This is a genomic window from Prochlorococcus sp. MIT 0701, assembly GCF_000760295.1.
Classification (GTDB): Bacteria; Cyanobacteriota; Cyanobacteriia; order PCC-6307; family Cyanobiaceae; genus Prochlorococcus.
The window spans coordinates 18748-44745 of record NZ_JNBA01000011.1 but is presented as its reverse complement, the minus strand read 5'-3'; the positions used below and the strand labels follow the sequence as shown (position 1 = coordinate 44745).

Here is a 25998-nt window from a genome sequence, read left to right as displayed (position 1 = left end):
CTAAGGACACTGGCCCCATGGAGAGGATGCCTGACGGCCACTCAAGCAAAACCGTCCATTCCAAGTGCAAATGCTCATCTGCTTTGGTCTGCATGGCAGATAGTGGAGCTTGATTCGCAAGAATGAAGCAATCCTGCCAACGTTGTCCGTGTACGTCATTGAGCTGGCCCTCAAATTGAGCCCCTTGCCGGTATCTGTGCAGCGCAAAGCATTGGCAGATGCGGAAGCCGTTTACCAGCAAGTGCGAAAGTGCCTGGAGAGAGGTCAGCCTCACCTTCTGGAGCTCAGTTGCGAAAAAGTCGAAGACAAAAAAGTCACTGTTTTGGTCAGTGAAGTAGTTGCTGTACAGCTCTATGAGAAGACAGCAGCCACTGGAGGCAGTAAGCGGCCTGGCTTTTCCTTTGAGACCTGAGGCCATGGTGGCCGAAAACGCTGATCAAAGCATCTTTAGAGATGGCCCCCCTCCTAAGTTTTGAGCAGGTGAGCTTCATTTGGCCCTGCGGCACAAAAGCCTTGGACCAATGCAGTTTTGCAATCCCAGAACCAGGCCTATGGATGCTCGTAGGTAGCAATGGCAGCGGCAAAAGCACCCTTGCCAAGCTAATCAGCGGTTTATTGCAGCCGCAGCGTGGCCAGGTGACTTGCCTGCTCAAACCTGCTCTGGTGTTTCAAAACCCTGACCATCAACTGCTGTTGCCAAGTTGCGGCAGCGACTTGCTACTGAATTTGCCTAGCGGTCTCACAATCAAACAACGGCAACAGCGCATTGGCGATTCCCTCGAGCAGGTGGGTTTGGCCGGCATGGAATCGCGCCCGATTCACACCCTTAGCGGAGGCCAAAAACAACGCCTCGCAATTGCCGGCGCCCTGGCCAGTGAAGCCAAGCTACTGCTGCTGGATGAACCAACAGCACTCCTAGACCCAGCAAGCCAACAAAGAATTCTGGCAACAGTTCAACAGCTTTGCCATCGCTCCCACGCACCCCTGACAGCCCTATGGGTCACTCATCGTCTAGAGGAACTCGACCACGCTGATGGGGCTGCCAGGATGGAACACGGCCAAGTAGGAGCCTGGCAATCTGGCCATCAGCTAAGACAAAACCTCCAACCCCTTGCAGGTCGGCGGGGATGAGGGGTAGGTTCTTCGGGTTGCAATCCTCGGTAGCTCAGCGGTAGAGCGGTCGACTGTTAATCGATTGGTCGCAGGTTCGAATCCCGCCCGGGGAGTTTTTCAGATCCACAGCCGGTGGCTGTGGTTTTTGATTGCCTATGAGAGGGCATCCACAACAGTGCGTGGACAGATTCGGAAGACTTCCTAAAAAGAGGACACCTTTAAGGCATTCTTCAGCCAGTCAAAAGGTCCGTCTGCATGGGAGTTTCAGTGATTGGGCTCTATGCCACCACAAAGATGCCAATGATGCACCTCAAAGCAAATCTTGAGAGAATCTGACAAGAGCTGACTTCACAGCACCCCGATGATTTCAAATTCCTCCTGGACTCCGATCTAAATGAAGCCTTGCATCCTGCTGATCGAAGACGACCAGGACATGCGTGAACTGGTGAGCAGCCATTTAGAGCACAATGGTTTTGACGTACAGAAGGCTGATGACGGCATCAAAGGTCAGGCTCTTGCTCTTCAGTACACCCCAGACCTGATTTTGCTCGACTTGATGCTTCCCAACGTAGATGGGCTAACTCTCTGCCAGAGGTTGCGTCGAGACGAGCGCACCGCGGGGATTCCGATCTTGATGATCACCGCCTTGGGGGGCACAAAAGATAAGGTCACCGGCTTCAATTCAGGCGCGGATGATTACCTAACAAAGCCTTTTGATCTTGAAGAATTGCAAGTGAGGGTGAAAGCCCTACTACGTCGCACCGATCGAGCGCCGGTGGGAACCAACGCTCATCACGAGATCCTCAGCTACGGCCCTCTCACACTTGTGCCTGAGCGATTTGAAGCGATTTGGTTTGACCGGCCCGTACGGCTTACTCACCTGGAATTTGAGCTGCTCCACTGCCTACTTCAGCGCCATGGACAAACCGTGGCACCTTCCCTAATCCTCAAGGAGGTGTGGGGCTATGAACCTGATGATGACATCGAAACCATCCGAGTACACGTTCGCCACCTGCGCACCAAGCTTGAGCCCGATCCGCGCAAACCTCGTTTCATCAAAACCGTCTACGGTGCCGGGTACTGCCTTGAATTGCCTACGGGAGGACAACTCGAAGGACTTCAAGACCTGCTAATTCAGGCACGCCAAGAGAGGGAAGCCAGGGAAGCACAAAACAAGCAAGGAGAACGCGCCAGCGTTTAAACGCAAGCAATCAGTTCCAGCAAAGCCACTTCCCAGGCCAGCCTGGGCTGCACAAACCCCAGCAGGTGTGAACGCAGCCTTTCTAAACGTTTTAGTGGTCTTGGATCAGGCCGTTGGATCCAAAAATGTTGCTGCCACCAATCAATCAGCCAAAGCTGCTGCTCCCCATTAAGAGCCTCAGTCAGATCCCTCGCCAGAGCTAAGGCTTCCATTGGCTTTTGGGGACGCTCTTCAAGGCGTAGCCAAAACTCCTCTGGAACTGCCTGCCAGAGCCAAAAATGCTGCAACAGCGCCCCCGGAGAACCAGCGGCCATCGCAACCAGTTCCGGCTGATCCAATGCCAACAAGGACGACCCCATCTCAGCTTTGCTCGTCCTGGCCAGAGCAGCCTGCATGTCAGCTGCTTCAAGACGAGCAAAAAGGATCTGTTGGCATCGAGAACGAATTGTCGTGAGCAAGCGCTCAGAAGCGGCCGAAAGCAGAATCAACAAGCCATGACCTGGTTCTTCCAGCGTTTTAAGCAAGGCATTGGCAGCAGCTTCGGGCATAGAGTCCGCTGCTTCAATCACCACCATGCCCCTTGGGGCCTCAACAGGTCGTCGTCCTAGGAATCTTGTCACCCCCCGAATCTGCTCGAGGCGCACCTGTGGGGGGGAACGGCGGTTGACGCCTTCTTCCTCTGCCTGGGACTTGGGGACCAGACGGCCTTGATGCTGATAAGTCGGCTCGACCCAAAGCAGATCAGGATGGTTGAACGCCTCTAGACGACGGCGTTCACGCAGAGCCGGCTTGCCACTGCTGATGACGCCCTCGAGAAAACGCAATGCCGCCAGACTGCGACCCACTCCATCTGGACCAGAAAAGAGATATGCGGGAGCCAGTCGACCCTGACTCAACGCTGCCTCCAGCAATGCAACTGCAAACGGCTGAGCGATCAAATCTTCAAACAGCCCACGCGACTCAATCTCAAGGCTCATCGCATGCTCTCTTGCAAAGGCCCGAAATGATGCTTCAGCTGGCTCTCCAAAGCAGAACTAACTAACTCAACTTGTTGATCCGCCTGCAACGGCACCCAAGATCGTTCCCTAGCCAAAACAGCAAATCCAGTTGCCACCCTGGTTAAAAAATCAACTCCCTCCGCTTCGATTCGATCGTTAGATCTTGCATCCCGCCGAACCAGACTTTCTTCTACAGACAACTCCAACAAAAACGTTAGGTCCGGGACAAGTCCAGCCGTGGCGATCTGCTCGAGTTGCTGAATCAAATCCAGATCCAACTCTCTTCCATAACCCTGATAAGCAAGGGTAGAGCCACTAAAACGATCACTGAGTACCCAGTGACCCTGCTCAAGCGCCGGTCGGATCAACTGAGCCACATGCTGGGCCCGATCAGCCGCATACAACAACAGTTCCGCAAGAGGCTCAGGAGAGGCATCCCCAGGCGGGTGAAGAACCAACTTGCGCAAGGCAACACCCAAAGCCGTCCCACCGGGCTCACGGGTGAGATGCAACCTTGCACCCTCAGGCATCAAACCACTGCGTGGCAGCCAGTTAGCAAGGTGACGGAGCTGAGTGGTCTTGCCACAGCCATCAATGCCCTCCAGAACAAGAAGGCGACCACTCATGTAGTACGCAGCGCCAAAGCGTTAACGACCACTGTGATCGAACTAAGGGCCATCAATAGAGCTGCGATGGGTGGGGAGAGCAGCAACCCAAAGCCCGGCAGCAACAATCCTGCAGCAATGGGCAAAGCAATGAGGTTGTAGCCAAAGGCCCAAGTCAGGTTTTGACGCACTTTTGCCATGGTGCGGCGAGCCAACAAGAGGGCTTCCGGCAAACCCTCCAGGCGATCCCCAAGCAACACCAGATCAGCAGAATCCTGAGCAATCTGCGTGCCGGTACCCACAGCGATACCAAGATCTGCTGCCGCCAGGGCTGGGGCATCATTAATGCCATCCCCAACCATTGCCAACAGTCCAGCCTTGCGAAGACGTTGCAAGCGCTCCAGCTTCTGATCAGGCAACAACTGCCAGCCCAGCTGATGGGGTTGAAAACCCAGCTGCTCACCCAGGCGTTCCACAGCCTGACGTCTGTCACCACTAAGCATGGCCAGAGTCATCCCCTGCTCTCGTAATCGATCCAAAGCAACAGACACATCAGGTCGAAGCCGATCATCAATGGTCACAAGACCCAAAGGCTCTTCCCCAAGAGCCACGGCTACCACCGATTGCCCCAGAAGAGACGCCTGATCAACATCAGCCTGAAGTTCAGCAGTCCAATGAACCCCTTCAGCCTGAAGCCATTCCGGTGTGCCGACTCTCACCGTTCCTTCTACACCTTCAAGCTCACCGGCCAGGCCGGAGCCTGGATAGGTACGGGTTGCCAAAGTGGGCAGTAGCGACAGCCGATGCCGTTGAGCCTCTTGCAAAACAGCATGGGCCAAGGGATGGCGACTGTTCTGCTCAAGACTTGCAGCTAGCTTCATCAATTGATCAGGCTTTTTTGTGCCAAGAACCCCCGCCACCAAAGGGCGGCCCAGGGTAAGAGTGCCAGTTTTGTCGAAGACAACCTGCCTCAGCGAGGCTGCCATTTCAATCACATCCCCACCGCGAAATAACCACCCCCGGCGGGCCGCCTGACCAGAGGCCACAGTGATCACTGTGGGCGTTGCCAATCCCAATGCACAGGGACAAGCCACGACTAGAACAGAGATGGCCAGCTGTAAAGCCAATCCTAACGAGGTTTCAGCGACGCCTCCAAGCGGGGCATGCAGACCACCATGTCCATATCCATGCACCAACCCCTGACCCGAAGCGTGCAACACCTGTGGCCAAAGACGTGCACCCAGCTGCCACCAAAACAGAAAGGTCAACAGTGCCAGGCTGACAACGCCGTAGCAAAAGCGACCTGCAACCCGATCAGCCAGGCCTTGAATAGGAGCCTTACGCGCCTGGGCCTGTTCCACCAAACTAATGATTCTTGCCAGAGCTGTCTCAGCTCCCACACGTCGCACCTCTAGCAACAAGGTGGCTTCAAGATTGAGGCTGCCTGAAGTCAGCTCCATTCCTGGAGCTGCATCCAACGGCAAGGGCTCACCAGTAATGCTGGACACGTCGACAGCGGAATGTCCCTCCAGCACCATGCCATCAACAGGAATGCGATCCCCTGCCAACAACTGAACCCTCTCTCCAGGCCTGAGAGCACCGACTCTTACCTCACGGATAGTCCCATCACCTGCCAGCAACCTGGCAGTATCAGGCTGCAATTGAGCCAACTGTTGGAGGGCCCGCCCAGTGCGGAAGCGAGCCCGCTCCTCAAGGAACCTTCCCAGCAAGACAAAGCCGAGCAACATCACGGGTTCATTGAAGAAGCAAGGCCAACCCACCTGAGGCCAAAGCAGAGCAACCAGGCTCGCCAGATAAGCACTGCTAACGCCCAACCCCACCAAGGTGTCCATGGTGGGGGTTAAGGCAAGAGCTGCCCGAGCTCCGCCAACCAGAATCGGCCGACCAGGGCCCAACAAAGCCACCGTGGCCAATCCGGCATGGAAGGGCAACGCCCCTAAAATCATCACTTGAAGATGCCCACCTGCAGCAAGGTGGCCAAGGACCGAAAGCAGCAACAACACCAAGGCCACCATCAACTGACGCCACTGACTCCACCAATCCGCGAGGGAATCACGCGTTGAAGAGGTCAGCTGTTCTAATGAGCCCGTATTTCTTTGCTGAGCAGAGAAACCGCGAGCTGCCAGAGCAGCAAGGATCGGCTCAAGAGACTGGCCTGGATCATTGAGATCAAGCCAAGCAGTTCGAGTTACCAAGTTGACACTGGCATGAGCAACACTGGGCTGCTCAAGCAAAATACGCTCCACAGATTGAACGCAGCCGCCGCATTTCATCCCCTCGATATCGAGTGAGACGGATTGATGAGCCAATGGACGGTCGTTGCGGCTCACGGAACGGTGAAGTGTTCTCGCACGCTAATGACAATCGTTACGGATAGCCCATCCCATAAAAGCAGCTCAAAGATCTCACCAGAGACTCAAAACAGTCTTTTCAGAATAAGGCGAGGATAATGGTGTGATTCCTTTATTCACGCCGTGCCACGCACCCAAAACAAAGACAACTTCATTGACAAGACCTTCACGGTGATGGCCGATCTAATCGTGAAGATGATGCCAATCAACGATAAGGCCAAAAGAGCCTATGTGTATTACCGCGATGGTCTATCAGCCCAGAATGCCGGCGACTATGCAGAGGCACTGGAAAACTATGAAGAGAGTCTGAAGATTGAGGAAAGCCCCTTCGACCGCAGTGAAACCCTCAAGAACATGGCGATCATCTATATGAGCAACGGGGACGAGGACCTCGCTCTTGACACATATCAGAAGGCCCTTGACCAAAACTCAAATCAGCCCTCCTGCCTCAAAAACATGGGCTTGATTTACGAAAAGCGCGGCCGCACAGCGCAAGAAGCTGGTCTTCAAGACGAAGCTGATCGATTGTTCGACCGAGCTGCAGATGTGTGGACCCAAGCGGTACGGCTCTATCCCGGCGGCTACCTAGATATTGAGAATTGGCTGAAGACAACAGGCCGCAGCAACATCGACGTCTACTTCTAAAGCGAAAACATCATTCAGCAGTCATCATCAGCTGGATCCACACCGAGGGCCATTACCAAAGCCTCAGTAACACTCGCAGCTTCAAGTAGCTCCAACTCCAGCCCCTCCCCGATGGGTCCTAGGCCACTGCCCCGCGGCACTACTGCACGATGAAAACCTAAGCGAACTGCTTCCTTAAGACGCTGCGCAAGTTGCCCCACTGGCCGCAATTGCCCCCCCAGGCCCAACTCCCCAAGCAAAACTGTGCCTTTTGGCAACGTGAGATCCCGATAACTGGAGACAACAGCAGCGGCGACACCCAAATCAGCAGCAGGCTCTTCGACCTCTAGTCCGCCAGCAACAGCCAGATAACAGTCATAGCGTGACAATGGCAAGCCCATGTGCTTCTCCAATACGGCCAGAATTTGGTGCAAGCGGTTGGTGCCTAATCCCGTAGCGGTACGGCGTGGACTGGCATAGCTGGTGACACCCACCAAAGCCTGCAGATCCACCACCAATGAACGGGTCCCTTCAAAGGCCACGATGGTGGCCACGCCAGAGGCAGACTCACCCTTGAGGAAGAGTTCGCTGGGGTTCCCTACTTCCGCCAAACCCTTCCCCTGCATCTCGAACACCCCCAACTCATGGGTGGCTCCAAAGCGGTTTTTTACAGCCCTCAGAAGGCGATGACTGGCAAACCGATCGCCCTCAAAAGTGAGTACTGCATCGACCAGATGCTCAAGCACCTTGGGGCCGGCAAGCATCCCCTCCTTGGTGACATGGCCCACCAAAACCAATGCTGTGTCCTGACGCTTAGCCAAGCGCTGTAAAGCCGCTGCACACTCGCGCACCTGAGCAACGGAGCCAGGCGCACTAGAAAGGGCCCCATCATGCAAAGCCTGGATGCTGTCGATAATCGCCACCGCAGGCCGCAGTGCTTCCAATTCCTGAAGCACCAATTCCAAGTCCGTTTCCGCCAAAAGCTGCAGGTCCGACGCAATCCCCTCAAGACGCAGCCAACGCAACTTCACCTGCTGGGCAGACTCCTCAGCACTCACATAGAGCACTGAGTGTTGCAGTGCCATAGCCGTGGCGCTCTGCAACAGCAGCGTGCTCTTGCCAATACCAGGATCACCTCCAACTAACACCATTGATCCAGGCACCAGACCTCCTCCCAAGACTCGATCAAGTTCGTCGTAACCACTGGCAAGACGCCGCACGGGTTGATCCCCGAGAGAAGCCATCGCCATCGAGCGACGCGCCGCTGGTTCCACGGCCGGATCCAAACCGTTACGGCGGCGGCTATCGGTTGAATGAGCGACCTGTTCGACCAGGGAATTCCAAGTCCCGCAACTGGCGCAGCGACCAAAAAACTGGCTGGTCTTAGCGCCACAGCTCTGGCAGACGTAGACGGAAGCAGTGCGCACTTACTAAGATAGGTAAAGAAAGTTGGCTTTAAATGAACCAAAAGGCCGGCAAGCCTTAACAGCTCTTATCTAAGATTCATTGATTGCAGCCGCCAAAGAAAAAAAATGACGGCCACCAGCCCATCTAAAGAGACGATCCTCGTGGTCGACGATGAGGCCAGCATTCGTCGGATCCTCGAAACCCGCCTCTCGATGATCGGCTATCAAGTGGTCACGGCATGTGACGGCAACGAAGCCCTCGATATCTTCCACAACTGTGAGCCTGATCTTGTCGTGCTCGACGTGATGATGCCAAAGCTTGATGGCTATGGCGTATGTCAAGAGATTCGCAAAGAATCGGATGTCCCGATCGTGATGCTCACGGCCCTTGGAGATGTCGCTGACAGAATCACGGGGCTTGAGCTGGGTGCAGACGACTACGTCGTCAAACCCTTCAGCCCCAAGGAACTTGAAGCGCGCATACGCTGCGTGCTTCGGCGCGTCGAGAAAGAGCACGTTGCCGGCATCCCTAACTCAGGGGTGATTCAAGTGGCTGAACTAAGAGTCGACACCAACAAGCGACAGGTTTTCCGAGGAGATGAGCGCATTCGCCTTACCGGTATGGAATTCAGCCTGCTTGAGCTACTGGTCAGCCGCTCAGGGGAGCCTTTCAGCCGCGGCGAAATCCTCAAGGAGGTATGGGGTTATACACCCGAACGACATGTAGATACCAGGGTCGTGGATGTTCATATTTCACGTCTTCGCTCCAAACTGGAAGACGATCCCGCCAATCCCGAGCTGATCCTCACCGCTCGGGGGACCGGCTACCTGTTCCAGCGCATCATCGACTCCGTTGCCCCCGAAGGACTCTGAACCCTCCGCGGCCTCCGGGCCCCGGAGCAAGACCACCCGCCCCAGAGCCATTAGGCGTCTGGTGATTTGGTATCGCCGCAATGCAGCCGTTACCAGCCTGGTAGGAAGTGCCACGAACTCTGCTTCCGCCGCTGGAAACGTAGCCGGAACAGTTGTTTCCAGTGCTGGATCCGTCGTGTCGAATGCTGGATCAATGGCAGGAAGCATGCTTCAGCCACTCGTTTTTGATCCTCTGCGGCGACTACAAGGCAGCGAGAACAACACTGAAGCTGAGGACATCAAAAATAGCGATCGGCTCTGGGTTGCCGTCGATGGCATGGGTGGAGACCAGGCCCCTGGCCCCATTCTTGATGGCTGTCTAAAAGCGATTCAAAGACTTCCCCTACGCATCAAGTTCGTCGGAGAGACCAAGAAAGTGCTAGGCGCTGTCCAAACCATGGGTCTCACCGAACTCTTCAACCAAGCCACAGCCGCGGGTCATCTGGAGCTTGTCGCAAGCGGCCCCTCTGTGGGCATGGATGAAGAGGCCACTGTGGTGCGCCGCAAACGCGACGCCAGCATCAACCTGACCATGGACCTGGTCAAGAAGGGCGAAGCTCTAGCGATGTATTCAGCTGGAAATTCCGGAGCCATGATGGCCTCAGCCATCTTCCGGCTGGGGCGTCTAGCAGGGATAGACCGTCCCGCCATAGGTGCTCTATTCCCAACAAAGGATCCAACACAACCAGTGCTGGTGCTGGATGTGGGCGCCAACATGGATTGCAAGCCCATCTACCTCCACCAATTTGCCCTACTTGGCAATATCTATTCCCGCGATGTTCTCCAGGTGGCTCGACCACGCATCGGGCTTCTGAATATTGGCGAAGAGGAGTGCAAGGGCAACGATCTAGCCATTCGCACTCATGAGCTACTCAGCGAAGAGCATCGCCTTCAATTCGCGGGCAACTGCGAAGGACGAGATGTTCTTTCAGGGGCTTTCGACGTGGTGGTATGCGATGGCTTCACCGGCAATGTGCTCCTCAAATTCCTGGAATCTGTCGGCAGCGTGCTGCTTGATGTATTGCGAGCCGAACTGCCCCGAGGCAGACGCGGCAAAGTGGGTTCTGCGTTCCTACGCAGCAACCTCAAGCGAATTAAAAAACGCCTCGACCATGCAGAACATGGTGGGGCACTATTGCTGGGTGTAAATGGCATCTGTGTGATCGGCCATGGCAGCAGTAAGGCGCTATCGGTGGTCAGTGCACTACGACTAGCCCACTCCGCAGCGAGCCATGGTGTCATGGACGATTTAGCCGAACTGCAAAAGTCTCCTGCTGCAAGCGCCTCAAGGCACTCTCCTGAAACGCTGTGATTGACTGACGCCACCTTGGACCACTTGCCCCTTGGCTGAAACGTCCACAATCGGTAGTGGAGTAGCTCTGGTGGGCTGCGGCAGTGCCACACCATCCCAACGGATTAGCAACGACCAACTCGGCCAAAGGGTTGATACAAGCGATGCATGGATCCGTAGCCGTACTGGCATCAGTGCCCGACGTGTCATCGGACCGGATGAAACGCTCACAGGTCTCAGCCATCAAGCTGCAGCCAACGCCCTGACAATGGCTGGCTGGGAATCCGAAAGTGTTGATCTGATCATCCTGGCCACATCGACCCCTGATGATCTATTTGGTTCAGCCCCGCAACTACAAGCCATTTTGGGAGCTCGAGGAGCAGTGGCTTTTGATCTCACAGCCGCTTGCAGTGGTTTTCTATTCGCCCTGGTCACTGCCGCCCAGTTCCTTCGCACTGGTGCGATGCGGCGAGCACTCGTGATCGGTGCGGACCAACTAAGCCGCTGGGTCAACTGGGACGATCGTCGCAGTTGTGTGCTGTTTGGCGATGGAGCCGGAGCTGTTGCTCTGGAAGCAACGAGTGCTGCTCAGAACGGGCTGCTGGGCTTTCAGCTGAAATCTGATGGCAGCCGCGGCGACTGCCTCAACCTGCCGCAAGTTCAAAACTATCTATCCCTGGTAGCGGGCAATAGCCATCAACAAGGCGGTTTTCAGTCAATTCAGATGAACGGACAGGAGGTCTACAAATTCGCTGTCCGAGAAGTGCCTGCCATCCTCCAAACCCTTCTCAAAGCCACCAACACAGCCCCGGAGTCACTGGACTGGCTCCTGCTTCATCAAGCCAATCAACGCATCCTCGATGCTGTCGGGGATCGATTCGCCATTCCGCAGGCCAAGGTGCTCAGCAACCTGGCTGAGTACGGCAACACATCGGCAGCCACCATCCCACTCATGCTTGATGAAGCCGTACAAGACGGGAGGATTAAGCCTGGTCAACTGATCGCAAGCAGCGGTTTTGGAGCTGGTCTCAGTTGGGGTGCAGCGTTAGTCCGCTGGCAAGGGCCCATCTAGGCTCCCGCTAAATCGCTATAGCGTTCTGATGTCGATTGCCTGGGTGTTCCCTGGTCAGGGCTCACAAAAGCTGGGCATGGCTGACCCGATCATCAGCTTGCCCGATGCCGAAGAGCGCTTTGCTCTCGCCTCTCGACTCATGGGACGTGATCTCCTTGCTATTTGCCGTGATAGCGACCAAACCAATAATGACCCGGCCGACCTCAATGACACCCGTAATACCCAGCCGGCACTTTTTGTCGTTGAATCATTGCTGGTGGATGAACTTCGCAGGCAGGGTCGTGACGCCTCGCTAATCGCAGGACACAGCCTGGGTGAACTTGTAGCCCTCTACGCAGCTGAGGTTTTTGATGTGAACACCGCCCTGATGCTGCTGCGACGCCGCTCAGAGCTGATGGCCTCAGCCGGCGGTGGTGCCATGACAGCAATATTGGGCTTTGACCGCACACAGCTAGAAGCTCAGGTAGCAGCAACAGAAGGAGTCGTGATTGCCAATGACAACAGTGCTGCCCAGGTGGTTTTATCGGGCACCCCAGAGGCTGTTAGCAAGGTCAGCAGCCAGTTGACATGCAAGCGAGCAATTCCCTTGCCAGTCTCGGGAGCCTTCCATTCGCCTTTCATGGCCAAAGCGGCCACAGAATTTGCAGCTGAACTGGATCAGGTGACTTTCAAAGATGCCCGTGTCCCCGTTCTCTGCAATGCCGATCCAACTCCAACCTGCGATGCCAACCTGCTTAAGCAACGGCTAAAAGATCAGATGACAACAGGCGTCCGTTGGCGCGAAACGATGGATACCATGGCCAGTCAAGGGATCAACACAGTGGTCGAAATCGGCCCTGGCAATGTGCTGAGTGGTCTCGTAAAACGATCTCTTCAAGGAGTTGCGACCATCCAGCTGAGCTGTGCTGCAGACCTGGGGAATTGAACTTTGACCCAAGCCAAACCCCTGTTGAACTCAAGCATGCCGGTGCTGATGACACCGCAGCCAAGTCTCACCTACCGACTCGTTAGCTATCTACTGGTGTTTCCCATCTTCAGGGGTCTATTTAGGGGATGCACCTTTGGCAACGAAAATGTTCCTCATCAAGGTGCTGTCGTGGTTGTAGCCAACCACGGTTCTCACCTTGACCCCCCCCTGCTTGGCCATGCTCTTGGGCGGCCTGTGGCCTTCATGGCCAAAGCAGAACTTTTCCGGATCCCCCTCTTAGGAGCACTCATCCGTGCCTGTGGTGCTTACCCGGTGAAACGCGGCGCCAGTGACAGAGAAGCCATCCGCATGGCCACTGCCCGCCTGGGCGAAGGCTGGGCCATAGGGGTCTTCCTTGATGGCACTCGCCAAGCCAACGGCCGCGTCAATGCCCCCATGCCTGGAGCCGCACTGCTAGCGGCTCGCAGCGATGCACCCCTACTTCCAGTAGCGATCATCAATAGCCACCGTGCCCTTGGTAAACGTGGACAATTACCCCGACTCATACCAATACAGCTGCGGATCGGCAAACCAATTCCCCCACCTTCCAGCCGTCGTAAACACGACCTGGAAGCCACCAGCGCAGAACTCCAAAAAAGAATCAATGCGCTGCTGGATCAAGGGCTTTTGAGTTCTGCAGAAGAGCGTCTCCGCCGCCAGCGCTGAGTGCCTCTGACCAGCGCCGCTGGGCCCAATCCTTAAGATCACGACCTGTAGCCACCCAAGCCCAAGCCCTTACCCAATCGCTGATCCGCTTACGCAACCCCTCCTCCCGACATTGATTAGCGCAAGAGACAGAGATGCCTGTCAGGCGGATCCCTCGGCTACCAGCCACAACATGACCCACGGCCATGGAACGGGGCAGATGATCCTCACTAGTCACCAGTAAGACATGTTGGATGCCCTTTAACCGCAGTTCATCCACAAGAGACGTGAAGTTACCAAGGGTGTCCTTAGCGCGGTAGTCGAGCTGAACCTGACTCGGAGGAATCCCCACCTCACGAACCAACCACTGGGCATATTCCAGGTTGCTGCCACCACTAACAACCAGAGGCAAATTCAAATCCCTCGCTAATCGGATGCCTAGATGCTCACGATCAACATCACCTCCTAGTACCAAGATCAACTGAGGAGGCTTCCCATTCGTTAGCGCTTGCCGATACGGACGCAAAGGTCCGGCAGCAATCAGCCAGAACAACAGGCCTCCAACAACAATCGGCCCAGGACGACACCAACTCCTCAAGGCGAGACCACCACCGGAGATGTTGGATAAACAGGAAGCACATCAGTCCAGGCGACCTCCTGGCCCAAACTGTGCGCCGTGGCGCACAGCTCAAGCAAATGCTCTACATCCTTAGCCACATCATCTTGGGCATATAGGGCAGGGAAGGCCTTGAAATCCTCTGCCAACAAATGGGGCGATTCCAACTCCACAACAACCTTTGCAGCGCCAACTTCTGCAGCCATTTGCAACTGATAGCGACCGGCCACAGTTCCTCGCCGCGGCAGGGGTTTCACGATCCAAAATGGCTGCTCCATTTGCTCATGGCTTAACGCAATCGCCAACCGAGGAGCCATCAAAGCAAAACTGCTCACCCCATCGAGGGAACAACCAAGCTGCTGGGCCAGAGTTCTTGCCATCACTACGGTTAAACGAGTCCCAGTAAATCCGCCAGGACCAATGGCCACTGCCAAGCGAGCCAATTGAGGCCAAGAGGCTGCTGGCAAAAGCTCCTCTACACAATTGAGCAAACTATTTGAGAGCCCGCGGCCCAGTGGGAAAGTTGCGGTACGCCGACTGGTCTTGGGATCACGGCAATCGAGAACAGCTACACCAAGCGTTTCTGAAGAACTGTGGAGAGCCAAAAGCAAACAAGCTTTATCTGCTTCCAAGGATGAACCGGTCTGAAAGGTCATCGAGGCAGCTCCTGACCAGGGCACAATCGCTTCCAGCGCCCATGATCTAAAAGAAAACTACCGCAATCACGTACATCCCATTCCACGCCTGTCACGCCTTCAGGCAAATCAATCACACTGATATGGATGCGTGGATTCTGAGGCTCCAGATCCGGTACCGCATTGAGATGGGCAACCCCGTGCTGCCGCTCCACCGCGTGATAGGCCTGGCAACGATCAACCCAGCGGCAGTCGACACAAATACACATGCCCTCCCTTCGCTCTGCTGCACCCATTCTGGAGGGCGATCCCACCATCCGGGTCCAGGCCCTTTGGGAACAATTACATCCTGATCGCTGGCCACTATCGACTCAAGAACTGCCTGCTGGAACGGTCCTAGTAGGAGGTGCCGTTCGTGATGGCCTGCTTGGCCGACTCCAGAAGCAACCGGATCTCGACTTAATTGTGCCAAGCAAGGCCCTAGAGCTCACCCGCAGTCTGGCCAAGACACTGGGAGGCACATGTGTGGTGCTAGACGCAGAAAGGGACATAGCGCGATTGGTTATCAAAGGGTGGACCATCGACATGGCCGCCCAAGAGGGATCCAACCTTGAAGAGGACCTTTGGCGGCGGGACTTCCGTCTCAACGCCATTGCCCTCACCCTCGAGGCCACCCCTCAGCTCGTGGACCCAACGGGAGGGCTGAGTGATCTGGAGCAAAAAAAACTTGTTGCGGTACGTGAGCAAAACCTGCTCGACGATCCCCTGAGGTTGCTGCGCGGTCTGCGACTAATGGCCGAACTGCAGCTCAGCCTGGACAAACAAACCTTGTCGTGGATCAATTGCCACCACAGACTTCTGCCCCAAGCAGCTCCTGAACGAATTCAGGCGGAACTACAACGGATCGTGACTGCGCCTTGGGCCGATGACGCGCTGCCACTGCTGCTGCGAACTGGCCTACTGGATTGTTGGCAAAACACCATTGCAGGAATCAGCCGACCAGCACCATGTTTAAAGGTTGCCAAATCCCTCAAACCTGAAGAGCAAGCCGTAGCACTTCCCTTGGCTCGTCTCACTCATCTGCTCAGCAATGAGGGGCTGAGCGCATTGCGCTTCAGCCGACGACAATGTCAACGCTGCCAACTCCTTCGTTACTGGGAAGAACGCAACGACGGCATGGCTTTTGCAAGCCTCAGCGAATTTGATCGGCTGCAATTGCACCTCGATCTAGAAACAGACCTTCCAGCCCTCATCCTGCAGCTACCGCAAATCAGCCAGTTGCAGTGGCTAGAGCGTTGGCGGAACGCCGATGATCCTCTTTTCCATCCCTCACCTCCTGTGGACGGCTATGCACTGCAAAAGACCCTCAAACTCCCAAAGGGGCAAGCTCTAGGTGAGCTGCTTCGCCATCTCTGCAAAGAAAAAGCCTTTGGTCGGGTACAGAGTCGAAAGCAAGCTTTTAAGGCAGCAACTTACTGGTGGGAACAAAAACAAACCTTGCTGTGATTAACTGCACTGGCAATAAGGACATCGATCGGCCTGATCCACATCCTTTTCTCGTTCCCCTCTCTTTTTCATGAGCGTTCGCCTTTACATCGGCAACCTGCCGCAAACTTTTGAAAGCAAAGAGCTGGAAACGCAGCTGGCCAGCGTTGGAGAGGGGATTCGCTTCAAGGCAGTTCTCGACCGAGAAACCGGAGGTTGTCGTGGATTCGGCTTCGCCAATGTCAATGATGAGAAAATTGCCAATGCGGTAATTGAACAGTTCAACGGCCGAGAATTCAACGGAAATAACTTACGAGTTGAGCGTTCTGAACGCCGCAATACAAACGAAGGATCCGGTGGTGGTTCACGCCGCAACGGTACAAATTCAAGCGGCAATGCCCCAGGATCAGCCCGAAAATCAGCCAACAAAGTTGTACACAGTGATGGGCCTGCTGAAGAAGCACCCGACCCACGCTGGGCTGGAGAACTTTCAAAACTGAAGGATCTCCTCGCCAATCAAAAAACAACTGTTTGAACTGAACCGTTAATCCTCTTTCAAAATCTGCTTGTCCAGCCTCAGCGTGCCTGGGCCATCAGATATGAAAGAGGCAGATCAATCAACTTCATCCAGCGACTCACATAAGCCCGATTATTAAAAACGTCATAGTCCAAGCGTTCGATGGAATCGAGGATTCCTCTATAAAGACGCAATGAAGCCCATACTGGCCAACGGGCATCTTGAGATAGCCAGCGCACTCCAGCTTCCGACCGGGCAAACCACTCGCGAGCACGCTCCAATTGAAAAGCCATCAAAGCCTTCCAAGCACTATTCAAACGTCCAGCCATCAAATCAGCTTCTGAATAACCAAACCGGTCGAGATCTTCCTGAGGAATGTAAATACGGCCACGACCACGGTCCTCTCCTACATCACGAAGAATGTTGGTCAGTTGATTGGCAATTCCCAGAGCGATAGCAGCATCTGATGTCTCTGGAGAAGAACTCCAAGGGGCTGTTGTGTATGCAGGGTCAAGACCCATGACGTGCTGGGTCATCAAACCCACAGTGCCTGCGACTCGATAGCAATAGAGCTCTAGCTGCTGAAAGGTGGCGTATCGATGCTGATTCAGATCCATGCGCTGCCCCTCAATCATGTCCAGATAAGGCTGTATGGACTGAGGGAAACGTTCAAGAGTGTCTGCCATGACAGCATCCAGGCCATCCCGCACCTGACCAGCGAACATGGCCCGAGTGCGTTCTTCCCATTGATCCAGCCGATTGGCTAATTCTGAAACAGGACGCGTCTGAGCCTCTGCGCTATCCATAAGCTCATCAGTTCGCCGACACCACACATAGATGGCCCAAATCGCTCTGCGTTTGATCGAAGGAAGCAACATGGTGCCGAGATAGAAGGTTTTCGCCCACTGAGCTGTTTCCTTCCGACAAGCCTCATAAGCCTCCTCAAGACTCAAGCAAGCCTGAGTACTGATAATCGACGAATCCGGCGCTAGCTGAGTCATTCTTCAGGCCGGGAGAGACTTGCTAACAGACTGGGCCGTGGACAACTTCTCCCCACAGCTATCCACGGCGTTTGCACACAACTTGCCGCTGAGCACCGCACCCTCCATCGACGCCAGGTATCGCTGCATTGTGAAGTCACCAGCGAGAAAAAAGTTGGCAATCGGAGTCTCCTGGCTCGGGCGAAGCTTCTGACACCCAGGGGTGGTCTTATAAACCGAAAGGGGTGTCTTGATGACCTTGTACTTGCGCAGTTTGGCCTGATTTTCGCCTGTGAAGTGCATCGGGAAAAGCTTCTTGAGCTCAGCCAATGTGGCTTCAATGATGTCTTCATCGCTACGGCCGATCCAATCCTTGGCTGGAGCAAAGACCAGTTCCAACATAGAGCGATCTGGATCTTCGTACTCCTTGCAGGTAATACTCATATCGGCGTAGACACTCAAAAGAGGGGAACGACTGAAGAGCAGGTGATCGATATCCGTGAGCTTGCGGTCGAACCAGAGATGAATGTTGATCACTGGAACACCGCGCAGACCGTCGAGTTTGCGAAACACCTCCATCTGCTTCCAAGGGGCCGGCAAAAGCAATTTGAGCGGATCCACAGGAAGAGCACTGACATAAGCATCGGCTTGAACATTCCTGGATTCACTCCCCCGCTCACCGCCAATCAGGAAGCTCTCCACACTGCTGTCTTCACTGAGCTTGATCTCCCGCAAGGGGCTGTTGAGATAAACCTCCCCACCACGAGCCTGAATATGTTCCACCATCGGCTGACAAAGCCGCTCAGGAGGGGCTCCATCAAGGAAGGCCATCTTGGAACCATTCTTTTCCTGAAGAAATCGATTGAGCGCCGTGAGGATGACAGTGGCTGAAATCTCATCAGGGTCAATAAAGTTCAATGCCTTACTCATGGCGATGAAAACCTCCTCATTCACCCGCTCAGGGATGTTGTGGATCCTCAGCCATTCAGTCCAAGAATATTGATCACACTCCTCCACGTAGCCCTGACCACGCAACATTGCCGGTACGAGACCCAAGCCGAAGGCAACCTTCTCTGGCCAGCTGAGCAGATCGTTATTACCCAAAATGGCAGCCACTCCATTGAATGGAGCGGGAAGATCAGGAAAGTCAAATCGGCTGTATGTTCCAGGCTCCTCAAGCTGGTTGAAGATCATCGAGTGACTTTTCCACTGCAAACGCTCCTCGATGCCCAATTCTTGGAACAACTGGAGCATATTTGGATAAGCACCAAAAAAGATATGTAAACCGGTCTCATACCAGTCACCATCAGCATCCTTCCAAGCAGCAACTTTGCCCCCGAGCACATCGCGGGACTCATAAACCACTGGGATATGTCCAGCATCAACGAGATATTTGGCACATGAGAGGCCAGCAAGACCTGCTCCTGCGATGGCAACGCGCATGCTTCTCACGATAAGTAAACATCAACCCTAAAAGGAGCCCTCCCCCATCCTCTTCCTAGAGTCACTTCAATTGCTCTAGCGGTCCCCATTGGCGGACCGGTCCATGCCATGAACGAGACCCTGTTGAAGTGCACGACCCGTCACGTAAGGATCTTCACGGCCAGGGTTGAAAACAATGATCTCGTTCCAGACCCCGACCAGCTCACGCTTGATCTCGATCCTGACAACGAGTTCCTTTGGACAGAATCGATCACAAAAGAGATCCAGCAACGCTTCCAAGAGTTGGTGGCCTCACATGCCGGAGGCGAACTGAGTGATTACAACCTGCGGCGAATCGGCTCAGAGCTAGAAGGGACCATCCGCCAGCTGCTTCAGGCTGGAAAATTAAGCTACAACCCAGAGTGCCGCGTGTTGAATTACTCCATGGGGCTCCCGCGTACACCTGAGCTGTTGTGAATCGCTCCCGTTACAACCGCCAATCACCTCCTGAGAACTACGGTCAAGAGGGAGGCCGCGGGGACCGCTACTCCCGCCGCAACCGCTATGAAAGCGATGGCTCCAACTATGACCGTTCCCCTTCAAATCGTTCTGGCCCTCCCTCCCCACCTGGAGGCAATGGAATCCGCTTGAATACAGCCAGCCTGGCTGTGCTCGCAGGGGTTCTGATCGTGGGGATCGGGATCGGCAGTGCTGTCACTAGCACCACTGGGGGCGATCAAGGCAATATTGCTAGCGGTCAGCAGCTGGATATGGCTGTACCCGATCCTGAATTCTGCCGGCAATGGGGAGCCAGTGCCCTCGTCATTGACGTTGAGATGTACACCACGCTTAACCCTTCAAGCAGTTTCGTCACCCAGCCCAGCCTGCAGCCTGGCTGTGTCATTCGTCGGGAAAACTGGACGGTGCTGGAAAAACAAGGTGCGGTCACCAATAACCAGGTGAGAGAGTGCAAGCAACGCATGAACACCTTTGCCTACATCGGTTCAATCCGCGATAAACCCATCGTCCGCTGCGTCTACCAGACAGATATCAGAGAGAATAAATTTATTACTAAAGGAGTTGCTGACGATTCCGTGGGCATAACACCCGAAGCGGATCAATTCTGAGTCGACTCTTAGCCGTTGCTATCTGCAATCACAGCCCTACTCTGACGCAGGGGGCTGTCGGCACTAGCGAACACTGGCAGCACATCCCGTCTAAAGGCTTCTGCTGCGCGTGAACAGTAACGCGCAGGATGGCTGATCAACTTCAACTGACGCCGCACCTGCAGATCAACCACCACCGGCTTATGCACTGTGCCAGCGGTTAGTTCACGTTCAATCGATACCACAGGCAGAAAGGCTGCCCCAAGACCAGATTGAACTGCATTCTTGATCGCCTCAAGAGAATTGAGCTCCATCTCTATCCGCAAGCGCTGCACATCCAAGCCGGATCGAGCTAGGAGCTGGTCCAGCATCTTGCGAGTGGTGGACTGGGAATCAAGACTGATAAAACCCAAGCGATAGAGATCTTCCTTGGTGAGTTCAACAAGCCTCGACAAGGGATGTTTCACCGGAAGAACTAGGGCCAGTTCATCGCTGGCGTAAGGCAAAACCTGAAGAAGTTCGTTGAGCTCCGACGGAAGCTCGCCACCAATGATCGCTAGATCAATTTGACCATTGGCAATGCTCCAGCCGGTGCGTCGGGTGCTGTGCACTTGCAATTGCACGGAAACGTCCGGGTACTTTTGGCGAAATAAGCCAATCATGCGCGGCATCAAATAGGTGCCAGTCGTCTGGCTAGCCCCAATGACTAATGATCCACCTTTGAGGTTATGAAGATCATCAAGAGCTCGGCAGGCTTCCTGGCACTGACTAAGAATCCTCTCGCAGTAGCTCAACAGAAGTCGGCCCGCTTCGGTTAGCTGAGCCTTGCGGCCCCCACGATCAAACAAGGAGACCTCTAACTGCTTCTCCAGGTTCTGAATCTGCAGGCTCACCGCCGGCTGAGTGACGTAAAGGCTATCGGCTGCTTTCTTGAAGCTGCCCTCACTCACGATTGCGTGGAGGATGCGCAACTGATCGAGGGTGAAAGGCAGATCGGCCATGGAGGACCTGCCAACCCGGCAGCAACAATAGAAAAACTGTAAGCGGAAAAGCCTGGGCGCCAGAATCGAGCACCATTGCCACGGCCGCTTGGCACAATTGTCATCCACTGGGCTCCATCACAGCACCCTTGTGATGCTTGGGCTGTTGTTTCTCTTCGCTGTGATCCACAGCGGCGGAGCAGCCCTACGTAGCCATGCCGAAACCAAGATCGGGGCCAGGGCATGGAGATTGATTTTTGCCGCAACAAGCATTCCCTCTGCTGTGGTGGTGATCGGTTACTTCCTCGCACATCGCTATGACGGGGTGCGGCTCTGGAATCTGCAAGGGGTGCCAGGCATGGTGCCAATGATCTGGGCCCTCACGGCCATCAGTTTCCTCTTCCTCTATCCCGCTACCTACAACCTGCTGGAAATCCCCGCCTTGCTCAAGCCGAAAGTACGGCTTTATGCCACGGGGATCATCCGCATCAGTAGACATCCCCAAGCCATTGGCCAAATCCTCTGGTGTTTTACCCATGCACTCTGGATTGGCAGCAGCTTCATGCTGGTGACTTGTGTAGGCCTGATCGGCCATCACTTATTTGCTGTATGGCATGGCGATCGCAGATTGCAAGCTCGTTTCGGTGATGCTTTTGAGGAACTGCGTCAAAACACCTCCGTAATCCCCTTCAGGGCGGTAATCGATGGACGACAACAATTGCTATGGCAAGAGGCTCTGAAGCCTTCCCAGCTAGGAATCGCTATTGCTGTGGGAGTGTTCTGGTATGCCCATCGCTTCATCCCCATCGGCAGCGCGGCCTTCCTTTCCTCCAAGCTGGAGGGCCTTCTGAGCTGAATTGCCTACACTCCCAGGATCCTGCCTGGACCGGATGACCTCGGCCGCCGACCTCGCCTGGTTAATCCCGGTGTTCCCCCTCCTCGGAGCGATCGCCACAGGCCTGGGACTAATCAGTTTCAACCGCACCATTAACCGCCTGCGTAAGCCGGTAGCAGTGCTGCTGCTCACCTCTCTTGGTGCTGCAGCCGTCTTGAGCTATGCAGTCCTCGCGGAGCAGCTGGCCGGTGGCGAACCTGTCGAACATCTCTTCGTCTGGGCCAGCGCCGGCAGTTTCATTCTGCCAATGGGTTATGTGATTGATCCCCTTGGAGCCGTGATGCTTGCCCTGGTCACCACCATCGCTCTGCTGGTGATGATCTACTCCCACGGCTACATGGCCCACGACAAGGGCTACGTGCGCTTCTTTACCTATCTAGCCCTGTTCAGCAGCTCGATGCTGGGCTTGATTATCAGCCCAAACCTTCTCGAAATCTATGTGTTCTGGGAGCTGGTAGGGATGTGCTCATATCTCCTGGTGGGCTTCTGGTACGACCGAGATGGTGCCGCCCATGCAGCTCAAAAGGCCTTTGTCGTCAACCGTGTGGGTGATTTTGGCTTGCTCCTGGGCATTCTCGGGCTGTTCTGGGCAACAGGCAGTTTTGATTTCAATGGCATCGCTAATGGCTTATCAGATGCCATCGCGAGCGGCACCGTGCCCGGCTGGGCGGCTGTGACGTTATGTCTGTTGGTCTTCATGGGGCCGATGGCAAAGTCAGCTCAATTCCCCCTTCATGTTTGGCTTCCCGATGCCATGGAAGGGCCCACACCAATTTCAGCTCTCATCCATGCGGCAACCATGGTGGCAGCCGGTGTCTTCCTCGTTGCCAGGCTCGAACCTCTCTACAGTCAGTTCCCCTTGGTGGGTTTGGTGATCGCCGTGATCGGCACGATCACCTGTTTTCTGGGAGCGTCCATCGCGCTCACCCAGATGGACCTCAAGAAGGGACTTGCTTACAGCACGGTGTCTCAACTTGGATACATGATGCTGGCGATGGGCTGCGGCGCACCCGTAGCAGGAATGTTCCACCTGGTGACCCATGCCTTTTTCAAGGCCATGCTTTTCCTTGGCTCAGGTTCAGTGATCCACTCCATGGAAGACGTTGTTGGTCACGAGCCCATCCTGGCCCAAGACATGCGGCTGATGGGCGGCCTGCGCCAAAAAATGCCGATCACCGCCATCACCTTCCTGATCGGCTGCATTGCCATCAGCGGTATTCCACCTCTAGCCGGCTTCTGGAGCAAGGACGAAATTCTGGGACAAGCATTCACGACCTTCCCATTGCTCTGGGTTGTCGGCTTTCTGACAGCAGGGATGACGGCCTTCTACATGTTCCGCCTCTACTTCCTCACATTTGAAGGGCCATTCCGCGGAAACGACAAAGCCCTACAGACAAAACTGCTTGCTGCTGCAGGCAAAGGCAGTGAAGACGAACACCCTCATCAAGCCGGGGTACTGCATGAGTCGCCCTGGTCCATGACTCTGCCATTAGCAATCTTGGCAGTGCCCTCGATGCTGATCGGTCTACTCGGCACCCCCTGGAACAGCCGCTTTGCAGGCCTGCTCAACCCAGAGGAGGCCCTTGAAATGGCCGCAACATTCAGCTGGAGTGAATTCCTGCCACTCGCAGGTGCTTCAGTGGCGATTTCAACGGCAGGCATCAGCTTGGCTGTCTTGGCCTATGCACTGCACCGCCTGGATCTCGAAGAACTATTAGCCAATCGCTTCCCTGCCATCAATACCTTCCTGGCCAACAAGTGGTATTTGGATGACATCAATGAAAAGATCTTCGTACGCGGCAGCCGCAAACTGGCTCGTGAAGTGCTTGAGGTGGATGCCAAGGTTGTGGACGGCGTGGTTAATCTCACCGGCCTACTCACGCTTGGAAGTGGCGAAGGTCTTAAGTACTTTGAAACAGGCCGCGCTCAGTTTTACGCCCTAATCGTTTTCGGTGGTGTCATCGCCTTGGTCGTGCTTTTCGGCGTCCTAGGCAGTCCTGTGAGCTGATCAAACCAAATTGTGTGTTAACCCCTATCGAGGCAGTGTCAGAACGCCAAGCATTTCTACACTCCGTCCAGTGCTGAAAAGGCCTGTCCGTGCTGGAGTTTGCCATAAGCGCACCCTTGGAAACAGGTGCAGAGCTGCTGAGCGATGAAGTGAGCGCTAACTTCCCCTGGCTGAGCCTCTCAATTCTGTTCCCAATTGTGGGTGCCTTTCTGGTGCCGTTCATCCCTGATGAAGGGGAGGGGAAGCAGGTTCGTTGGTTTGCACTCGGCATCGCCCTGGTGACCTTTCTGATCACCGTGGCTGCCTACCTATACGGCTATGACCCCAGTCTTAGCGGCTTACAACTATCCGAACGGGTGAGCTGGCTACCTGATCTGGGCCTCACCTGGGCCGTCGGAGCAGATGGCATCTCGATGCCACTCATTCTGCTCACCAGTTTCATCACAGCACTGGCTGTCCTGGCAGCCTGGCCAGTGACTTTCAAGCCCAAGCTGTTCTTTTTCCTGATCCTGGCCATGGATGGCGGCCAGATCGCAGTTTTTGCCGTTCAAGACATGCTGCTGTTCTTCCTGGCCTGGGAACTGGAATTGTTGCCGGTCTATCTGCTGCTAGCGATCTGGGGTGGCAAAAAACGGCAATATGCAGCCACAAAATTCATCATTTATACAGCTGGCAGTTCGCTGTTCATTCTGCTGGTGGCCCTAGCGATGGGGTTCTTCGGCGGAGGCACACCCAACTTCGAATACACCAACCTCGCCCAACAAAGCTTTGGTACAGGTTTCCAGTTGCTCTGTTATGCGGGACTGCTGATTGCCTTCGGCGTCAAGCTGCCGATTGTGCCTCTACACACCTGGCTGCCAGACGCCCATGGAGAAGCAACGGCGCCAGTTCACATGCTGCTTGCTGGAATCCTGCTGAAGATGGGCGGCTATGCCTTGATGCGCTTTAACGCTCAACTGCTACCTGAAGCCCATGCCCAGTTCGCACCACTTCTGATCGTGCTTGGGGTGGTCAACATCATCTATGCCGCTCTCACCTCCTTCGCCCAGCGCAACCTCAAACGCAAGATCGCCTATAGCTCAATTAGCCACATGGGCTTTGTACTGATCGGCATTGGCAGCTTCAGTGCCCTAGGAACGAGTGGCGCCATGTTGCAGATGATCAGTCATGGTCTAATCGGAGCCAGTCTGTTCTTCCTTGTAGGAGCCACCTACGACCGCACTCACACCTTGCAACTTGATGAGATGGGAGGAGTGGGTCAAAAGATGCGAATCATGTTCGCGCTATGGACAGTCTGTGCACTCGCCTCACTCGCCCTTCCTGGCATGAGTGGCTTCGTATCTGAATTGATGGTGTTCGTGGGCTTTGCGACCGATGAGGCCTACACGCTGACATTCCGGATTGTGATTGCAGGGCTTGCGGCAATCGGCGTCATTCTTACTCCCATCTATCTACTCTCCATGCTGAGAGAAATCTTCTTCGGCAAAGAAAATGACCAACTTGTCTCCCATACCAACCTTGTTGATGCGGAACCAAGAGAGGTCTACATCATTAGCTGCTTACTCGTGCCGATCATCGGCATTGGCCTCTACCCCCGACTAGTGACCGATAGCTATACCGCATCCATCCAAGCACTAGTAAAGCGAGATGAGCTCGCCATGCAACGCATCAAAAAACCCTCAGCATTGATGATTCGAAACACCACCATGACACCTGCTGTGATCTCATCCCCAAGGCTGCCGATCAGTCAAACGCGATCGGAGCAGCTCACTAGGAAATAAGAGACTTCGGCCTTTCTCTTCACAGAGACTTAACCCTGAAGTCTGACGCAGTAATTGTTAGCTAATTGCTATTTCAAGGGATTCGTAAGATCAATTTCATCTTGATCTTGTGCCTCGAACTCAACAAAGCGATTCACAATTCTCTCGAACCCTTTTTAGATGTCATTGCAGGTCTAAGGGCTAACAATTGATGGTTATTCGCTGCCTGGAGTGGCTGATCTAGAACCATGCCAAGCAATCCCGACCTAAACCTCTAAGCCACCAACTCAAGTGACCAAGACAAAGCAAGACGATCAACCTTTGAATTGAAAGCTGACTAGAAACCATCTCATCAGCTTCCTCTTAACAAAATTCATATAGCTTTTTA

The 25998-nt window shown here is 54.7% G+C and carries 26 protein-coding genes and 1 tRNA gene; 17 read left to right on the top strand and 10 right to left on the bottom strand.

The window, feature by feature from the left end; genetic code table 11:
• The first annotated feature begins 148 nt into the window (after window positions 1-148).
• From EV12_RS02560 to EV12_RS02545, 4 genes are all read left to right on the top strand, one after another.
• Window positions 149-412 carry a hypothetical protein gene (locus EV12_RS02560; RefSeq protein WP_036911563.1) on the top strand — a complete coding sequence of 88 codons (264 nt, stop codon included), beginning with the start codon at window positions 149-151 and terminating at the stop codon, window positions 410-412.
• A 41-nt stretch (window positions 413-453) separates the two neighbouring features.
• The gene (locus EV12_RS02555) at window positions 454-1131 is read left to right on the top strand and encodes an ABC transporter ATP-binding protein (protein ID WP_036911539.1); all 678 of its coding nucleotides are present in this window, start codon (window positions 454-456) and stop codon (window positions 1129-1131) included.
• 23 nt (window positions 1132-1154) lie between these two features.
• Window positions 1155-1226, top strand: a tRNA-Asn gene (locus EV12_RS02550).
• 281 nt (window positions 1227-1507) lie between these two features.
• Window positions 1508-2314: a response regulator transcription factor gene (locus EV12_RS02545; protein WP_036911537.1), complete on the top strand. Its 807-nt coding sequence runs from the start codon at window positions 1508-1510 to the stop codon at window positions 2312-2314.
• Here the strand turns inward: EV12_RS02545 and EV12_RS02540 are convergent.
• Genes EV12_RS02540 through EV12_RS02530 form a run of 3 tightly spaced genes read right to left on the bottom strand, consistent with a single transcriptional unit; the run spans window position 2311 to window position 6268 of the window.
• Complete coding sequence (locus tag EV12_RS02540; protein ID WP_036911535.1) at window positions 2311-3291, bottom strand: DNA polymerase III subunit delta'; 981 nt, start codon at window positions 3289-3291, stop codon at window positions 2311-2313. The genes EV12_RS02545 and EV12_RS02540 overlap by 4 nt on opposite strands.
• Entirely contained in the window at window positions 3288-3938 is a 651-nt protein-coding gene (tmk, locus tag EV12_RS02535) for a dTMP kinase (protein WP_036911533.1), read from the bottom strand. Before tmk ends, EV12_RS02540 begins: the two co-directional genes overlap by 4 nt.
• Window positions 3935-6268, bottom strand: coding sequence for a heavy metal translocating P-type ATPase (locus tag EV12_RS02530; protein ID WP_036911530.1), 2334 nt, complete (start codon window positions 6266-6268; stop codon window positions 3935-3937). Before EV12_RS02530 ends, tmk begins: the two co-directional genes overlap by 4 nt.
• Before the next feature lie 144 nt (window positions 6269-6412).
• On the opposite strand from EV12_RS02530, the gene EV12_RS02525 reads away from it, so the two are divergent.
• Window positions 6413-6934 carry a photosystem I assembly protein Ycf3 gene (locus EV12_RS02525; protein WP_036911528.1) on the top strand — a complete coding sequence of 174 codons (522 nt, stop codon included), beginning with the start codon at window positions 6413-6415 and terminating at the stop codon, window positions 6932-6934.
• Between the two features lie 14 nt (window positions 6935-6948).
• Here the strand turns inward: EV12_RS02525 and radA are convergent, their stop codons facing one another.
• Window positions 6949-8340 (bottom strand): DNA repair protein RadA, encoded by a 1392-nt coding sequence (radA, locus tag EV12_RS02520; RefSeq protein WP_036911526.1) that lies wholly within the window; start codon window positions 8338-8340, stop codon window positions 6949-6951.
• 105 nt (window positions 8341-8445) lie between these two features.
• On the opposite strand from radA, the gene rpaB reads away from it, so the two are divergent.
• Genes rpaB through EV12_RS02495 form a run of 5 tightly spaced genes read left to right on the top strand, consistent with a single transcriptional unit; the run spans window position 8446 to window position 13227 of the window.
• On the top strand, window positions 8446-9192 hold the full coding sequence (gene rpaB, locus EV12_RS02515) for a response regulator transcription factor RpaB (protein WP_036911524.1): 747 nt from the start codon (window positions 8446-8448) through the stop codon (window positions 9190-9192).
• Window positions 9173-10543, top strand: a complete 1371-nt coding sequence (gene plsX / locus EV12_RS02510) for a phosphate acyltransferase PlsX (RefSeq protein WP_036911522.1) — start codon at window positions 9173-9175, stop codon at window positions 10541-10543. The genes rpaB and plsX overlap by 20 nt, the downstream gene beginning before the upstream one ends.
• A gap of 31 nt (window positions 10544-10574) precedes the next feature.
• Window positions 10575-11594 (top strand): beta-ketoacyl-ACP synthase III, encoded by a 1020-nt coding sequence (locus EV12_RS02505; protein WP_036911521.1) that lies wholly within the window; start codon window positions 10575-10577, stop codon window positions 11592-11594.
• A 28-nt stretch (window positions 11595-11622) separates the two neighbouring features.
• Window positions 11623-12519: an ACP S-malonyltransferase gene (gene fabD / locus EV12_RS02500; RefSeq protein ID WP_036911519.1), complete on the top strand. Its 897-nt coding sequence runs from the start codon at window positions 11623-11625 to the stop codon at window positions 12517-12519.
• Between the two features lie 36 nt (window positions 12520-12555).
• Window positions 12556-13227, top strand: a complete 672-nt coding sequence (locus EV12_RS02495; RefSeq protein ID WP_193742123.1) for a lysophospholipid acyltransferase family protein — start codon at window positions 12556-12558, stop codon at window positions 13225-13227.
• Here the strand turns inward: EV12_RS02495 and EV12_RS02490 are convergent.
• Genes EV12_RS02490 through EV12_RS02480 form a run of 3 tightly spaced genes read right to left on the bottom strand, consistent with a single transcriptional unit; the run spans window position 13163 to window position 14726 of the window.
• Window positions 13163-13804 carry a YdcF family protein gene (locus EV12_RS02490; protein WP_036911516.1) on the bottom strand — a complete coding sequence of 214 codons (642 nt, stop codon included), beginning with the start codon at window positions 13802-13804 and terminating at the stop codon, window positions 13163-13165. The genes EV12_RS02495 and EV12_RS02490 overlap by 65 nt on opposite strands.
• Window positions 13801-14478, bottom strand: a complete 678-nt coding sequence (gene tsaB / locus EV12_RS02485) for a tRNA (adenosine(37)-N6)-threonylcarbamoyltransferase complex dimerization subunit type 1 TsaB (protein ID WP_052039445.1) — start codon at window positions 14476-14478, stop codon at window positions 13801-13803. Before tsaB ends, EV12_RS02490 begins: the two co-directional genes overlap by 4 nt.
• Window positions 14475-14726, bottom strand: coding sequence for a Ycf34 family protein (locus EV12_RS02480; protein ID WP_036911514.1), 252 nt, complete (start codon window positions 14724-14726; stop codon window positions 14475-14477). The genes tsaB and EV12_RS02480 overlap by 4 nt, the downstream gene beginning before the upstream one ends.
• Here EV12_RS02480 and EV12_RS02475 point away from each other — a divergent pair.
• Window positions 14725-15963 carry a tRNA nucleotidyltransferase gene (locus tag EV12_RS02475; RefSeq protein WP_036911513.1) on the top strand — a complete coding sequence of 413 codons (1239 nt, stop codon included), beginning with the start codon at window positions 14725-14727 and terminating at the stop codon, window positions 15961-15963. The two genes, EV12_RS02480 and EV12_RS02475, sit on opposite strands and share 2 nt — an antisense overlap.
• Window positions 15964-16033: 70 nt before the next feature.
• Window positions 16034-16477, top strand: a complete 444-nt coding sequence (locus EV12_RS02470) for an RNA recognition motif domain-containing protein (RefSeq protein ID WP_036911511.1) — start codon at window positions 16034-16036, stop codon at window positions 16475-16477.
• Window positions 16478-16518: 41 nt separating this feature from the next.
• Here the strand turns inward: EV12_RS02470 and EV12_RS02465 are convergent, their stop codons facing one another.
• Entirely contained in the window at window positions 16519-17460 is a 942-nt protein-coding gene (locus EV12_RS02465) for a phytoene synthase (protein ID WP_036911509.1), read from the bottom strand.
• Window positions 17461-17463: 3 nt separating this feature from the next.
• Entirely contained in the window at window positions 17464-18882 is a 1419-nt protein-coding gene (pds, locus tag EV12_RS02460; RefSeq protein WP_036911507.1) for a 15-cis-phytoene desaturase, read from the bottom strand.
• 108 nt (window positions 18883-18990) lie between these two features.
• Here pds and EV12_RS02455 point away from each other — a divergent pair, with 108 nt between their 5' ends.
• A complete protein-coding gene (locus tag EV12_RS02455; protein ID WP_036911505.1) occupies window positions 18991-19338 on the top strand; it encodes an NAD(P)H-quinone oxidoreductase subunit M in 348 nt (115 codons plus the stop codon).
• Complete coding sequence (locus EV12_RS02450; protein WP_036911503.1) at window positions 19335-19988, top strand: DUF3172 domain-containing protein; 654 nt, start codon at window positions 19335-19337, stop codon at window positions 19986-19988. Before EV12_RS02455 ends, EV12_RS02450 begins: the two co-directional genes overlap by 4 nt.
• 8 nt (window positions 19989-19996) lie before the next feature.
• Here the strand turns inward: EV12_RS02450 and EV12_RS02445 are convergent, their stop codons facing one another.
• Window positions 19997-20968 (bottom strand): LysR family transcriptional regulator, encoded by a 972-nt coding sequence (locus tag EV12_RS02445; protein ID WP_036911501.1) that lies wholly within the window; start codon window positions 20966-20968, stop codon window positions 19997-19999.
• A gap of 133 nt (window positions 20969-21101) precedes the next feature.
• Here EV12_RS02445 and EV12_RS02440 point away from each other — a divergent pair, with 133 nt between their 5' ends.
• The 3 genes from EV12_RS02440 to EV12_RS02430 all read left to right on the top strand — a co-directional run bounded on the left by EV12_RS02440 (window position 21102) and on the right by EV12_RS02430 (window position 25631).
• Window positions 21102-21803, top strand: a complete 702-nt coding sequence (locus tag EV12_RS02440; protein ID WP_193742122.1) for an NnrU family protein — start codon at window positions 21102-21104, stop codon at window positions 21801-21803.
• Window positions 21804-21837: 34 nt separating this feature from the next.
• Complete coding sequence (locus tag EV12_RS02435) at window positions 21838-23850, top strand: NAD(P)H-quinone oxidoreductase subunit 5 (RefSeq protein ID WP_036911498.1); 2013 nt, start codon at window positions 21838-21840, stop codon at window positions 23848-23850.
• A gap of 89 nt (window positions 23851-23939) precedes the next feature.
• Window positions 23940-25631 carry an NAD(P)H-quinone oxidoreductase subunit 4 gene (locus EV12_RS02430; protein WP_036911496.1) on the top strand — a complete coding sequence of 564 codons (1692 nt, stop codon included), beginning with the start codon at window positions 23940-23942 and terminating at the stop codon, window positions 25629-25631.
• Window positions 25632-25998: the final 367 nt, after the last annotated feature.